The sequence below is a fragment of the Pantoea sp. X85 genome, assembly GCF_029623675.1.
GTDB classification, from domain to species: Bacteria; Pseudomonadota; Gammaproteobacteria; order Enterobacterales; family Enterobacteriaceae; genus Pantoea; species Pantoea leporis.
In genome coordinates this window covers 1912612-1925486 of sequence record NZ_CP121108.1, presented here as the reverse complement: position 1 = coordinate 1925486, position 12875 = coordinate 1912612, and the positions used below count along the sequence as shown (strand labels likewise).

Below are 12875 nucleotides of genomic sequence, written 5' to 3'. Positions count from 1 at the left end.
TGAATAATCCGTCATACTATTTACGCTTTTCAAACAAATGATAAAACGATTAACATACGTGCCATTAATGTTCCATTCGGTACATTCCACGCCCTTTTTACGGTCTTTCATAATGAAAATAGCTTTACTGCGACAGGCTTCGCTGCTGATGCTGCCTGCGATGTTACCGGTCTCGGCGCTGGCGGCAAACGCGGCCAGCAACACCATGGTGGTGAGCGCGGCGCCGTCCGCATCCGGACTGTCTGAACTGGATACGCCAGCGGCAGTTAGTGTGGTGTCCGGCGACGATATGCGCCACGCGGCACCGCGCGTCAATTTGTCAGAAAACCTCAGCAGCGTGCCCGGTTTGCAAATTCAAAACCGCCAGAACTATGCGCAGGACCTGCAGATTTCGGTGCGCGGTTTTGGTTCGCGTTCCACCTTTGGCCTGCGCGGCATTCGTATGTACGTCGACGGGATCCCCGCCACCATGCCCGACGGCCAGGGACAAACTTCCAACATCGATATCGGCTCCATCGATCACATCGATGTGCTGCGCGGCCCCTTCTCGGCGCTGTACGGCAACTCGTCGGGCGGTGTGATTAACGTTGAAACCAAAACCGGACAGCAACCCACCACGCTGGAAGCCAGCAGCTGGTACGGCAGTTACGGCAGCTGGCGCAACAGCGTTAAAGCCAGCGGCGCAACCGGCGACGGTACGCAAGCCGGCGACGTCAACTACACGGTTTCCGCCTCGCGCTTTACCACGCACGGCTTCCGCGATCACAGCTCGGCGCAGAAAAACCTCGGCAACGCCAAACTCGGCGTGCGCATCGATGATGTCAGCACCCTGACGCTGCTGTTCAACAGCGTGCACGTTGAAGCGCAGGACCCGGGCGGTTTGACCGCCGAACAGTGGAAAAATAATCCACGCCAGGTCGCCAGCAACGTGAGCTTGTACGACGCGCGTAAAACCGTCGATCAGACGCAAGCAGGCCTGCACTATCAGCGCCAGATGAGTGAGAACGATGACCTGAGCGTGATGATGTACGCGGGTGAACGTGATACCACGCAGTATCAATCCATTCCTAAAGCCACTCAGCTGCGCGCAGGTTATCCCGGCGGCGTGATTGCTTTGTCGCGTCATTATCAGGGCATTGATACCCGCTGGACGCACCGCGACGCGCTGTTCACCATTCCGGTAACCTTCACTGGCGGGCTCGACTATGAAACCATGACTGAGAAGCGTAAAGGTTATCAAAACTTTAACGGCGACGAGTTGGGCGTACAGGGCGAGATGCGTCGTAATGAACGCAACCTGATGTGGAACCTCGATCCCTATCTGCAAACCGCGTGGCAGCTAACCGATAAACTGTCACTGGATGCAGGCGTGCGTTTCAGCACGGTGAATTTCGACTCCAATGACTATTACGTCACCGACAGCGATCCCGATGACAGCGGCAATCGTCGCTATCACCGCTGGTTGCCTGCCGCTGCGCTGAATTACGCCATTGATAACAGCTGGAACGCCTACGTTTCTGCTGGCCGCGGCTTCGAAACGCCGACACTGAATGAGTTGTCCTATCGCGCCGCCGATCAGGCCGGACTGAATCTCAACCTGCAACCTGCCACCAGCGAAACGGTTGAACTGGGCAGTAAAAAACGCATCGGCAACGGACTGTTAACTGCGGCGATTTTCCAGACTGACACCAAAAACGAGATCGTTTCCGACAGCAGCTTTGAAGGCCGCACCAGCTACAAAAACGCCGGTGAAACCCGCCGTCGTGGATTGGAGCTGGGCCTCGACCAGCAATTCGGCGAGAGCTGGCGCTTCAAAGCCGCATGGACCTTGCTGGATGCCCGCTACCGCTCTAACGCCTGCGGCACCGAAAGCTGCGACGGCAACCGCATTCCCGGCATTGCCCGTAACATGGCTTACGCCGGACTGGCTTACGCGCCCGATCAAGGCTGGTATGCCGGAACCGATATGCGCTACCTGAGCGATATCGCGGCGGATGATGAGAATGACGTGAAAGCGCCGTCTTATACCGTGGTCGGCGTGAACAGCGGTTATAAGTGGCTGGTGCAGAACTGGACGTTGGATCTATTTGGCCGCGTCGATAACCTGTTTGACCGCAACTACATCGGTTCAGTTATCGTGAATGAAAGCAACGGTCGCTATTACGAACCGGCGCCGGGTCGCAATTACAGCGTGGGCCTGACGGTGAGTTATGCGTTTCAGTAAATAAACGCGTTGGATAGATGATATTAAAGCCCTGCAAGCCGCTTGCGGGGCTTTTTATTGGTTAAATATTGTCCAGCACGGCATATTGCTTTATAGTTATGTAGCAACATCACTACATATCATGGAGGTCGTGATGACAGTGACGAGAATCAGCAGTCGAGCTTTTAATCAGGAGGTATCCCGGGCCAAGAAAGCCGCCGAGGAAGGCCCGGTTTATATTACTGACCGTGGCAATCCTGCACATGTTTTACTGACATTCGAAGCGTATAAAAAACTCACGGGTTCAAACCGAAGCATCGTAGATTCACTCGCCATGCCGGACGGCGTAGATATCGATTTTGAGCCAGAACGTGCGACCATAATCAACAGGGATGTGGAGTTCTAATGCGCTATTTGCTGGATACCAATGTTATTTCAGAATTACGTAAGGCAGGGACGCCTAAAGCCAATCCTCAGGTGATTGCCTGGGCTAAAAGCATTGATGCTGAAGAGATGTTTATTTCAGCATTGACGCTGATGGAAATTGAAAAAGGTATCCTTAAGTTCGCCCGTAAAGACCCTCAGCAAGCCCATCATTTACAGCGCTGGTATCAAGAGCAGGTTCTGACAGAATTTGCCTGGCGCACACTTTCAATTGATAGCAGCGTGGCCCGCCTTTGCGCTCAGCTGCATATTCCTGATGAACGCCCACACACCGACGCGCTGATCGCGGCGACAGCGATTCATCACGAGCTGATTCTGGTCACGCGTAACGTACGGGATTTTGATACCACTGGCGTGATGTTGCTGAATCCATGGCAGGAACGGTAGGCTCGCCATTCATGGCGTCCTGCAAGCCAGGTGCGCATGAATGCGCACCCTACGATGTTCCTTACTTCAACAACGCCAGCACATCATCGGTGGTGCCGGTTTCGCCCAGCCGCGGGAAGATACGCTCGACGCTGTTTTTATGCGTTTCGGCATTCAGGCAAGTCATGGCGTCGGTTGCCAACGTGACGTTGTAACCCAGCTCATACGCCTGACGCGCCGTGGATTCCACGCCGATGCTGGTGGCGATGCCGCAAATCACCACTTGTGTGATGCCACGCTGCTGCAGCTGCTCGTGCAGATCCGTATTATGGAAAGCGCCCCAGGTTTTTTTGGTAACGATGATGTCGCCGCGCTGCTGCGCCAGGTCCGGCACCAACGTCGCCCAATCGGCGGGCAAATCGCCAGCGTGTTTCGGCTGCTCATTACGGCCAGGCGCGCCGCCCGCAACGTTGACCAGCACCACCGGGCGCTTTTTCCCACGGAATGCATCGGCCAGACGCGCTGAGCGCTCAATCACTTCATGCGCCTCTAACGGTGCGACCGGCAACGCAACAATACCGTTTTGCAGGTCAATCACAATCAGCGCGATGTTGTCGTCAAGTGTAGTTAAAGCCATGTTGAGTCCTCTCAGGATTATTGGTCGGCAAGTCGTTGCAGTAAGGGAAGCGCGGCCAGCAGCGTGTGCTGTTCCTGCGGGTTCAGTTGCGTTGCGATGCTGTTGAGCAGCCAGTCATCGCGTTGTGCGCGGTTGGCAGCAATCAGTTTCAGGCAGGCATCGGTGGGTTGATAGCGGGTTTTGCGGCCATCCAGCGGATCGGCTGCACCCTGCACCATACCCAGCGTCTGCAGGCTCGCCACGGTGGCGCCCATCGACTGCGTGCGCACCCCTTCCAGCGTAGCCAATTCTGTTACCGTCATCGCGCCATCGCGCACCAGATAGCCAAGTACCGACACCTGCGGCCAGGTGAGATCGCCCGGCGGCGCCGATTCACGCAGGCGACGCGCCAGTTTGCCATTGATGCTGCGCAGTAACGCCGCCGCGCTGTTGAGGTCGCTCATGGCACCTTCTCCTTACTGATGAGCCGCGAGTATATAAATACGAAGGCAAACTGGGTAGTTTACCTTCGTATCAATTTGTAATTGTGCCGGATTGTTAGGTAGGCGCCATGCATGGCGATCCTAGGCGCGCTGCAGATAATGAATCAAACTGTGGAAACGCAGCGGCGTGCTGAGAGGATTGCGGTAGCTGTGCGGCGTATCGGCGGCGAACTGGCTGGCCTGGCCCGAAAGCAAGCGGCGCCATGTGCCTTCCACGCCCAGCAACAATTCGCCTTCCAGCACCACAACCTGCTCAATCACCCCGCTTTCATGCGCTGATGAATCACTCTGCGCGCCACCCGCCAGCGTCACTTCCAGCAAATCAAAACGCAGTCTGGCGTCGTACGGCAGCAGCGGCTTAACCTGCATCTGCGCGTTGGGCTGGCTGAAGGTCGCCACGCTGCCCGGCGGTTGATCGCTGCCCTGCACAAAGAAGGAAAACGGCACGTTAAAGCCAGTGGCAATTTTCCACAGCGTCGCCACCGTGGGGCTCGATTCGCCGCGCTCGATCTGGCCGAGCATCGCTTTGCTCACGCCGGTGCGATCCGCTGCCAGCGTCAGGCTCCAGCCGTTGGCCTGACGCAGCTGTTTCAGCGCCAGACTCAAATGTTGATGCAAATTTTCCATGTGTTCTCCCGAAAAGCTCGCGCGCAGTGTAGCACTTGTGCGCTATAACGCTCCATGCCACAATGTGCGTTATAACGCACAATCGGATGTGACCTGATGACAACCGCCACCACACGCAGTGCCTTCTCTTTTCCGATGCTGATTTCGGGTTTTATCGCCGTACTGGTGGGCTACAGCAGCACGGCAGCGCTGATCTTCCAGGCGGCGCAGGCGGCGGGCGCTTCGCCGACGCAGATTGGCGGCTGGCTGTCGATGCTCGGCGTAGGTATGGGGTTGGCCTCGCTCGGCTTATCGCTATGGACACGCATGCCGATCCTCGCGGCCTGGTCGACGCCTGGCGCGGCGCTGCTCGCCACCAGCGTGCAGGGTTTGACGCTGAATGAAGTGGTGGGCGTGTTTGTCGCCACCAACCTGTTAATTGTGTTGTGCGGCGTCACCGGTCTGTTCGCCCGCCTGATGAATCACATTCCGCAATCGCTGGCGGCCGCGATGTTGGCCGGGATTCTGCTGAAATTTGGCATCGGCACCTTTAGCGGTTTGCAGAGCAATTTCGCGCTGTGCGGCAGCATGTGTCTGGTGTGGTTGTTGAGCCGCCGCTGGCTGCCGCGCTACGCCATCATTCTGGCGTTGATCGCGGGCGTGCTGGTGGCGCTCGGCCAGCAATCGATCCACTTTCCGCCGCATGCGCTGGCGATCAGTCGGCCGGAATTCATCATGCCGCAGTTTACTCTGGCGGCGCTGATTGGCGTGGGTTTGCCCTATTTTCTCGTCACCATGGCGTCGCAAAATGCGCCCGGCATCGCCACCTTGCAGGCGCACGGCTATCAGCCGCCGGTATCAGCGCTCACCGGCTGGACCGGCTTTATCGCTTTAGTGCTGTCGCCATTTGGCGGGTTTTCGGTGTGTATCGCTGCGATTACCGCTGCTATCTGTATGGGCGACGATGTCGATCCGAATCCGGCGCGCCGCTGGATGGCATCGGCATTGGCGGGCGTGTTCTATCTGCTGACCGGATTTACCGGCGGATTGATCGCCATCATGCTGAGCGCCTTGCCGCCGGTGTTAATTGCCACGCTGGCGGGCCTCGCGCTGCTGGCCACGCTGTCCGGCAGTTTGCAGCGCGCCTTAGCCGAACCGGATCAGCGCGACAGCGCCATCGTGGCGTTTCTGATCACCGCCAGCGGTATTTCGCTGCTCGGCATCGGCTCCGCCTTTTGGGGTTTGCTCGGCGGCATGCTGACCTATGTGATCCTTTCCCCGCGCAGCCGCGCTTAAAATTTCAGCAATCTTCTCTGCACGCGGGAAAAACGCCCTGTTTTTCCCCCTTTATCAGCCGTTTGATTTCGCTGCATTTGGCTTAAGATCACTATCATCGCCAAAAACACACACTGTTCTGCCTCAGACAACCACCGATAAGGGCCCAACGAGTGGCAAAAACTTTTCTGCGCAGCGGCAATCTGGACACGGTACTGGCACTGGGTGAAAACGGCCAGCCGGTCTGGACGTCCGCGCTGCAAATCCGTGAAACCCTGCGCCTGCGCCGCCAAACCACGCTGGCCAATTGCCTCGCGATCCCGCAGGTCAACGAGCGCGGTGACCGCCTCGATTGGTACGCCCCGTTTACTGGCAAAGTAAAATCCTGGCTGGGTGCCAGCGATCACGAGCGCCGTCAGGCGCTGGAACTGCTGACGCTAAACCAGCAGGATCTGCAGGCGCTGAGCCTGCGCGCCCGCGACGCAGAGAATCCGGCGATGCGCTTGTTTGGTGCGTTGCTGAGCAAAACGTTGCAGTTCCCGGATCAGCAGTACGTTTATCTGGTGGATGGCAAACCGGTGATCACCTTCTGGGGCTTTGTTGATCCGCAGGCGCGTTCGCGTGATGACGCGCTGGCCTGCCTGCGCGATTCGCTGGAAGATGCGCTGCCGCCGCTGCTGCCAGAACCGCCAGCACCTGCTCCGCTGGTGGTTGCGCCGGTAATTGCGCCGCTGATCGAGGTGCCGCCTGCTGCTGCTCAACCGCTGATCGAGCCGGAACCTGAAGCCGAAGAACCGGCGGTTGAGGACATTGCTGAGGCCGCGCCTGAACCGCTACCCGAACCTGTCTCGCCGCCACGTCGCGCCTTTGCCGTGCGTCCGTTGATGCTGCTGTTGCCGGTTGCGGCGCTGGTGGCTGCGGGCGTCGCCTACTGGCTGCACAGCGCGCCGCAATCAGCTGCGATTCGCGTTGCGGATGTGCCGGTGCCGGTGAGTAAGCCGCCTGCCGTGATGGTTAAAGCGGAAAAACTCGCCGCCACGCTGCCACAAACCGCCGCCACCGTCGTTGCCGCCGCGCCGGTTGCCACACCTGTCGCGCCGCCTGAGGTAGTGGCTGAACACACCGAACCGGCCAAAGCCGATGATTTGGTGATGACAACCGAAGATGCGCGCGTTGGGTCGGTGAAATTTATTAACGGCACCTGGCGCGTCACGTTGCGTCAAACCAATCTGCCGACCGGCAAACCGCCAAGCCTGCGCTATCAAATCCGCAACGGCAAAGGCACCGCCACCATTACCCAGGGCGACAACATCCGCTGTAAAGCCGATGTCACCGCCGCGATGACCAGCGCCGGCAGCATGGAAGTGCGCAGCCGCTATACTGCGACCTGCAGCGATAAATCGCGTTACCGCATGCCGGAACTGGTGTGTAAAGCCGGTGATGGCATCGCCAGCTGTACTGCGCAATACGGCGCAGATCAGGTCTTCCCGTTGACGATTAAGCGTGAGAGTAAGTAAACATGTTGGCTCCCCTCATCGATGACAAACAGAAAATCACGCTGATTGAAGATAGCGGTGTGCAGTTTCTTGATTTTGGTTTGCGTTTACCTGCGTTGCAGGCTCGCCGCCAGTTCGTGCGTCAAACCGCCAACGGCCCGCTGCTGCGTCTCAACGTCGACGGTAACAGCGGCAAGTTCCTGCTCTATCCGGAAGATGGCGGCGCGGCGGAAGTGGTGCGTCCGGAAACGGATATCGCGCTAGCCGATTCCCTGAAGCTGCTGGCTCATCAATGGCTGCCGCTGCCGGTGCTGCGCTGCACCAGCGGACGTCGTTTTATCGGCGGCCCGGACAACTGGGCACGTCTGCATCTGGCGCCGCTGGCGCAACCCGACGCGGCAGGCAACACCCATCGCATCACCCTCGCCTTTGATACGCGCATTGTGTCTGAGCAGGATGGCGGCGAGCAGCACGGTTTAAGCAAAGCCGATGCGCAGAACGGCGTCAGTTTCGCCCTCGCCTGGCACAACTACGAGCTGGGTGAATTCCTCGACCATACGTGGGTTGATGGCTGGCTGCGTGAAACCTTTAGCCAGCAGGTGCATGCGCTGGAATCACGCCGTGAGCAGGAGCTGAACCAGGCGCTGCGTGAATTCGAATATCAGGCACACTATCTCAACCTGCTGGAACTGCTGGGCGAACAGCTTGATCTGGCGGAAATCTACATTCAGGCAACCTCGCTGCAAACCCCGGCGGTCAACGTCGATATCATTCTCGACGTCGGCAACTCGCATACCTGCGGCATTCTGGTGGAAGATCACGCCGAAGAGAGCAGCGGCCTGCGTCAAACCTACGAGCTGCAGCTGCGCGATCTCTCCGAGCCGCATCAGGTTTACAACGAGCTGTTCGACAGCCGTCTGGAGTTTGCTGAAACCCGTTTCGGCAAGGCCAACTTCTCGCTGGAGAGCGGCCGGGAAAACGCTTTTATGTGGCCGTCGCTGACGCGCGTAGGCCGGGAAGCCAGCCGTCTGGCGTTGCTGCGTGCCGGCACCGAAGGCAGCACCGGTTTGTCCAGTCCGCGCCGCTATTTGTGGGATGAAGCGCGCTATCAGCCAGGCTGGCGCTTCAACGCCAACGGCAGCAGCGATGAGCCGCAAGCCACCGCGCTGCCGTTCACCTTATTGATTAACGACGAAGGCCAGCCGCTGCACGCACTGGCGGAAGATGACCGTCTGCCGGTGTTCTCCGCCAGCTACAGCCGCAGTTCGCTGATGACCTTTATGCTGTGCGAACTGCTGGCGCAGGCGATGATGCAGATGAACAGCGTGGCGCAGCGCCAGCGCATGCCGCAAAGCCAGGCGCCGCGCCAGCTGCGTCATGTGATCCTGACGCTGCCGTCTGCGATGCCAAAGCCGGAGCGTGAGATTTTCCGTCGCCGCATGCAGGAAGCCATCGCGCTGGTATGGAAAGCCGAGGGCTGGCATCCGTCCGAAGAGGAATTTACCGCCGCCAGCCAGGCAAACAGCCTGCGACCGGTACCGGATGTGCAGATGGAGTGGGACGAAGCCACCTGCGGTCAAATGGTGTGGCTGTTCAACGAAACTCAGGTCAACTTTGCCGGCCGCGCAGAAGATTTCTTCAGCAGCATGGCACGCCCGGATCGTCCGCGTGAAGTTGACGAGCTGCCGGGTAAAAGCCTGCGCATCGCCTCGATTGATATCGGCGGCGGCACCACCGATTTAGCCATTACCCAATATCGTCTTGATGACGGCCAGGGCAACAACGTCAAAATCACCCCGCGCTTGCTGTTCCGCGAAGGCTTCAAAGTCGCCGGTGACGATATTCTGCTGGACGTGATTCAGCTGTGGATTCTGCCAGCGTTGCAGCAGAGCTTGCAGAAAGCCGGTTTGCAGTTGGCCGAACCGCTGATGAACAAGCTATTTGGTCACGACAGCCGTATGGACGGACAAGCCACGCTGCGTCAGCAAGTGACGCTACAGCTGTTTATTCCGCTGGCCCAGGCGGTGCTGGAGCAGTATGAAAATTGGGATCCGCTCGACAGCCACAGTGAAATCAACGCGCTGTTCGGCGAGCTGGTGCCGCAAAAACCGGCCAGCAGCGTGCTGGCGTTTGTGAATGGCGAAATTCAGCGCACGCTCGGCGGCGACAGCCGATTCGATCTGCTCGAAGTGCCGCTGGTGGTCAGCATGGCGCAGTTGCACGGCGAGTTCCTGCAACACCGTATGGCGATCATTCCGGCGCTGCGCGCGATGTGTGAAGTGGTGTCGCTGTATCAGTGCGATGTGCTGCTGCTCACCGGTCGTCCGTCACGCTTCCCTGGCATTCAGGCGCTGGTGCGACATCTGCAACCGCTGCCGGGCAGCCGTATTTTGTCGCTGGAAGGCTATCACACCAGCGACTGGTATCCGTTCAACAAGCAGGGCCGCATTGATAACCCGAAATCCACCGCCGCAGTCGGCGCGATGCTGTGCCTGCTGGCGCTCGATCTGCGCCTCAGCAGCTTCTGGTTCCGCGCCGGTGATTTCGAACCGTACTCCACCATTCGCTATCTCGGCGTGCTGGATGAGACCTCGGCGCTCAGCGACGATAATCTGTGTTACAGCGAGATCGATCTCGACAGCAGCAGCTTCGCGCTGGATCGCAAAAGCAGCTTCCGCATTCGCGGCAACGTTTGCCTCGGCTTCCGCCAGCTGGAGAACGATCGCTGGCCGGCCTCGCCGCTGTATAGCCTGAGCATTGTGGACCCGACGCTGGCGCGTCAGGTTGCCGGCGAAAGCGTACTGCGCATTAAGCTGGCGGTGCAGCCCGGCCCGGCTAATCTCGGCCCGGAGCGTTTGGTGCTGAGCGATGCGCGCATGGATGACGGCACGCGTGTGCCGCTGGAGCAACTGAGTCTGAAACTGAACACGCTTTCTGCTACCGGCAACGCGAATGCGCAATATTGGATCGACAGCGGGAGCGTCTGCAAACGATGAGAACTGCCAAAAAAGCCTCGCCGGTTACGCCCGCGAAACGTCTTAGCCTGATGCAGGAAACGCTGGATGGCGCGCTGAACTGGGTGGAAACCCATCAGGCGCACACGCCGCGTCTGGCAATGGAAGCTGAAACTCTGACGCTGCAGCTGCGCCGCGCGCGCGTGGAGAGCCATGCATTGGCGCGCCAGCTGGCGCGTCCGGTGACGCTGGCGCTGTTTGGCCAGTCGCAGGCGGGCAAAGCCTGGCTGCTGAGTGAGATGGTCGGTGATGCCCAGGGCCAGTTAATTGCGCGCCTTGGCGATAAAACCCTAAATTATTTCCAGAACATCAATCCCGGCAATCTCGATTTCGCCATCGCCACCCGCTTCAGCCACCAGCGTGAAACGCAATCCAACGCCTGGCCGCTGGAGATGACGCTGCTGAGCGAAGTGGAACTGATTCGTTTGATGCTGGCCTGTGCCAACACCGAACTGCAGCCGGACACGGCGCAGATCGATGCCGCGTTGCAGCGTTTGCAGCGCCACCGTCAGGATGAAGCGCAGCCTGGCCTCGATAGCGATGCGCTGATCACGCTATGGGCGTGGAGCCGTCGTCACCATCGTCATGCCGAGATTCTCGATCGTCACTTCTGGCCGCAGGCGGTAGCGCTGGCGCCGTGGCTCAACGTGGACGACCGCGTGCAGCTGTTTGCCCTGCTGTGGCCGGGACAGAACGCCTTGAACGAAAGCCTGCGCAGCCTGATGCATTTGCGCCACCAGCTGCGCCATGCGCCGCGCGTGTTAGCGCCACTCAGCATGCTGGTGGATGATGCCGCGCTGCCAGCAGAAAAACTGATTGGCAATGATGCCGACTGGCAGGAGATGATCGAAGTGTGTCCGATCGTCGCCAATCGCGTGGGGAAAGCGCAGCATGTACCGCTTGGATTGCTGTCGCTGCTGACGCTGGAGATCACCTTGCCGCTCAGCTCCACGCCGCGTCAGGCGCTGTACGATGATGCGGATATGCTGGAGCTGCCTGCACCGGGCACGCCAGCCGATCGCGCGCAACAGGATGAACTGTCGCAGTTGCGCAAACGCGATCCGCTGCGCGCCACGCTGCTGGAACAGAAACGTGCGCTGCTGCCGGGCCTGTACGCCGCGCGTCAGGGCATTGATCTGATGCTGATCTGTACCGCCGCCAGCCAGCGTCACGACACCGATGTCGCCGCCAGCGCGCTGCGCGAGTGGCACATACACCAAACCATCGCTGCCAGCGGTGAGAAGCCGCGTCTGATTTGGGCGATCACGCCACATGATGCGCGCTATCAGCAGCAGCAGATTAACGTTGATGAAGCGGTGCAACGCCAGATTGGTCAGCCGGGACAGAGTTGGGGGTCGATGCTGGCGCTGGATCGCGCGGGCGTCGATCGCATGGGCAGCTGGTTGCAGGATGAGATGCAGCCGGAAGCGCGCCGTGAGCGTTTAGCGTTGCAGCTCAGCGCGCTACAGCACAAGCTGGTGGAACGTTTGCAGCCGTGGACCGAATCCAGCGCCACGCCAGAACAGGCAGCTCGCAAGCAGGCGATTTCCGATACGCTGCTGAAATGCTTGCAACATCGCACCGGTTTGCACGGCGAACTATTGGAGCGTTTGCAGCCGTCGCGTGAAGCGGTGCGTCAGCTGTGGCTGAGCCAGAGCAGCAGCCATCACATTCAGCACAGCGCCAAAACCGCGGCCGCTGAGCAGAGCTATTTCGGCATCGGCTTCGAGTTCGATCTGTTTAAAGATGAGCCGGTCGCTGCCGCTGAGCCGCGCAGTTCGGGCGGTCAGCGCGATCAGCAGTTCCCGCAGCAGGTGTTTGCACTGTGGCTGGAGCACTTGCGTCAGTTGCCGGAGAGCCGCAGCCTGCTGGCGCTGCTCAACGTCGATAAGCCGACGCTGGAGATGCTGGTGGAAGAGTTAATAACCGCTAGCTTCCGTCTCAAGGTGCTGAGCAAACTGCAAAGCGCGCTTAACGAGCCGGATGCGCAGGCCAGCGCCCATGAAGCGCGTACCGATCGTCAGGTTTCACGCGCCATGACGGTGCTGGGAGATTTTGTGGCGTGGCTGGGCTTTTTACAGCGCCCGGAGAGCGAACGTCCTGAAAGCCGCGTCAATCGCGGTCAGACGATTTTCGCCCGTCCGCCTGCACCGAGCGTCAGCTTCTCGCCGGGACAGCGTTTGACGCGTCTGTCGGCCGCTCCCGCCAATCATACCGCTTACTACATCTATGACTGGCTGGTGGGGTTGAATTCGGTGATCGTTGAGAACAACGGCTACACCGGCGGCGGTGATTTGCCCGCTAATGCCCGCCAGATGCTGGCAATTTTGCTGTTACCGCTGCACGCGTAAT

10 protein-coding genes are annotated in these 12875 nt (G+C 59.2%); 7 read left to right on the top strand and 3 right to left on the bottom strand.

Annotated elements, in window-relative coordinates; translation table 11 throughout:
* Positions 1–112 precede the first annotated feature (112 nt).
* The 3 genes from pqqU (at position 113) to P6287_RS08985 (ending at position 3034) form a co-directional block, all read left to right on the top strand.
* Complete coding sequence (pqqU, locus tag P6287_RS08995) at positions 113–2224, top strand: TonB-dependent receptor PqqU (RefSeq protein ID WP_277974817.1); 2112 nt, start codon at positions 113–115, stop codon at positions 2222–2224.
* Between the two features lie 133 nt (positions 2225–2357).
* Entirely contained in the window at positions 2358–2609 is a 252-nt protein-coding gene (locus P6287_RS08990) for a type II toxin-antitoxin system prevent-host-death family antitoxin (protein ID WP_101764487.1), read from the top strand.
* A complete protein-coding gene (locus P6287_RS08985; RefSeq protein WP_101764488.1) occupies positions 2609–3034 on the top strand; it encodes a type II toxin-antitoxin system VapC family toxin in 426 nt (141 codons plus the stop codon). The genes P6287_RS08990 and P6287_RS08985 overlap by 1 nt, the downstream gene beginning before the upstream one ends.
* A 61-nt stretch (positions 3035–3095) precedes the next feature.
* On the opposite strand, the gene P6287_RS08980 is transcribed toward P6287_RS08985, so the two are convergent.
* The 3 genes from P6287_RS08980 to P6287_RS08970 all read right to left on the bottom strand — a co-directional run bounded on the left by P6287_RS08980 (position 3096) and on the right by P6287_RS08970 (position 4759).
* A complete protein-coding gene (locus P6287_RS08980) occupies positions 3096–3650 on the bottom strand; it encodes an isochorismatase family protein (protein WP_277974816.1) in 555 nt (184 codons plus the stop codon).
* Between the two features lie 17 nt (positions 3651–3667).
* Positions 3668–4093, bottom strand: a complete 426-nt coding sequence (locus P6287_RS08975) for a MarR family transcriptional regulator (RefSeq protein WP_192411906.1) — start codon at positions 4091–4093, stop codon at positions 3668–3670.
* A gap of 120 nt (positions 4094–4213) precedes the next feature.
* Positions 4214–4759, bottom strand: coding sequence for a helix-turn-helix domain-containing protein (locus P6287_RS08970; protein WP_137385718.1), 546 nt, complete (start codon positions 4757–4759; stop codon positions 4214–4216).
* Between the two features lie 96 nt (positions 4760–4855).
* On the opposite strand from P6287_RS08970, the gene P6287_RS08965 reads away from it, so the two are divergent.
* The 4 genes from P6287_RS08965 to P6287_RS08950 all read left to right on the top strand — a co-directional run bounded on the left by P6287_RS08965 (position 4856) and on the right by P6287_RS08950 (position 12874).
* Positions 4856–6034, top strand: coding sequence for a benzoate/H(+) symporter BenE family transporter (locus P6287_RS08965; protein ID WP_277974815.1), 1179 nt, complete (start codon positions 4856–4858; stop codon positions 6032–6034).
* A 152-nt stretch (positions 6035–6186) separates the two neighbouring features.
* Entirely contained in the window at positions 6187–7530 is a 1344-nt protein-coding gene (locus P6287_RS08960) for an SrfA family protein (RefSeq protein WP_277974814.1), read from the top strand.
* Positions 7531–7532: 2 nt separating this feature from the next.
* Positions 7533–10505: a virulence factor SrfB gene (locus P6287_RS08955; protein ID WP_277974813.1), complete on the top strand. Its 2973-nt coding sequence runs from the start codon at positions 7533–7535 to the stop codon at positions 10503–10505.
* On the top strand, positions 10502–12874 hold the full coding sequence (locus tag P6287_RS08950; RefSeq protein ID WP_277974812.1) for a virulence factor SrfC family protein: 2373 nt from the start codon (positions 10502–10504) through the stop codon (positions 12872–12874). Before P6287_RS08955 ends, P6287_RS08950 begins: the two co-directional genes overlap by 4 nt.
* Position 12875 lies beyond the last annotated feature (1 nt).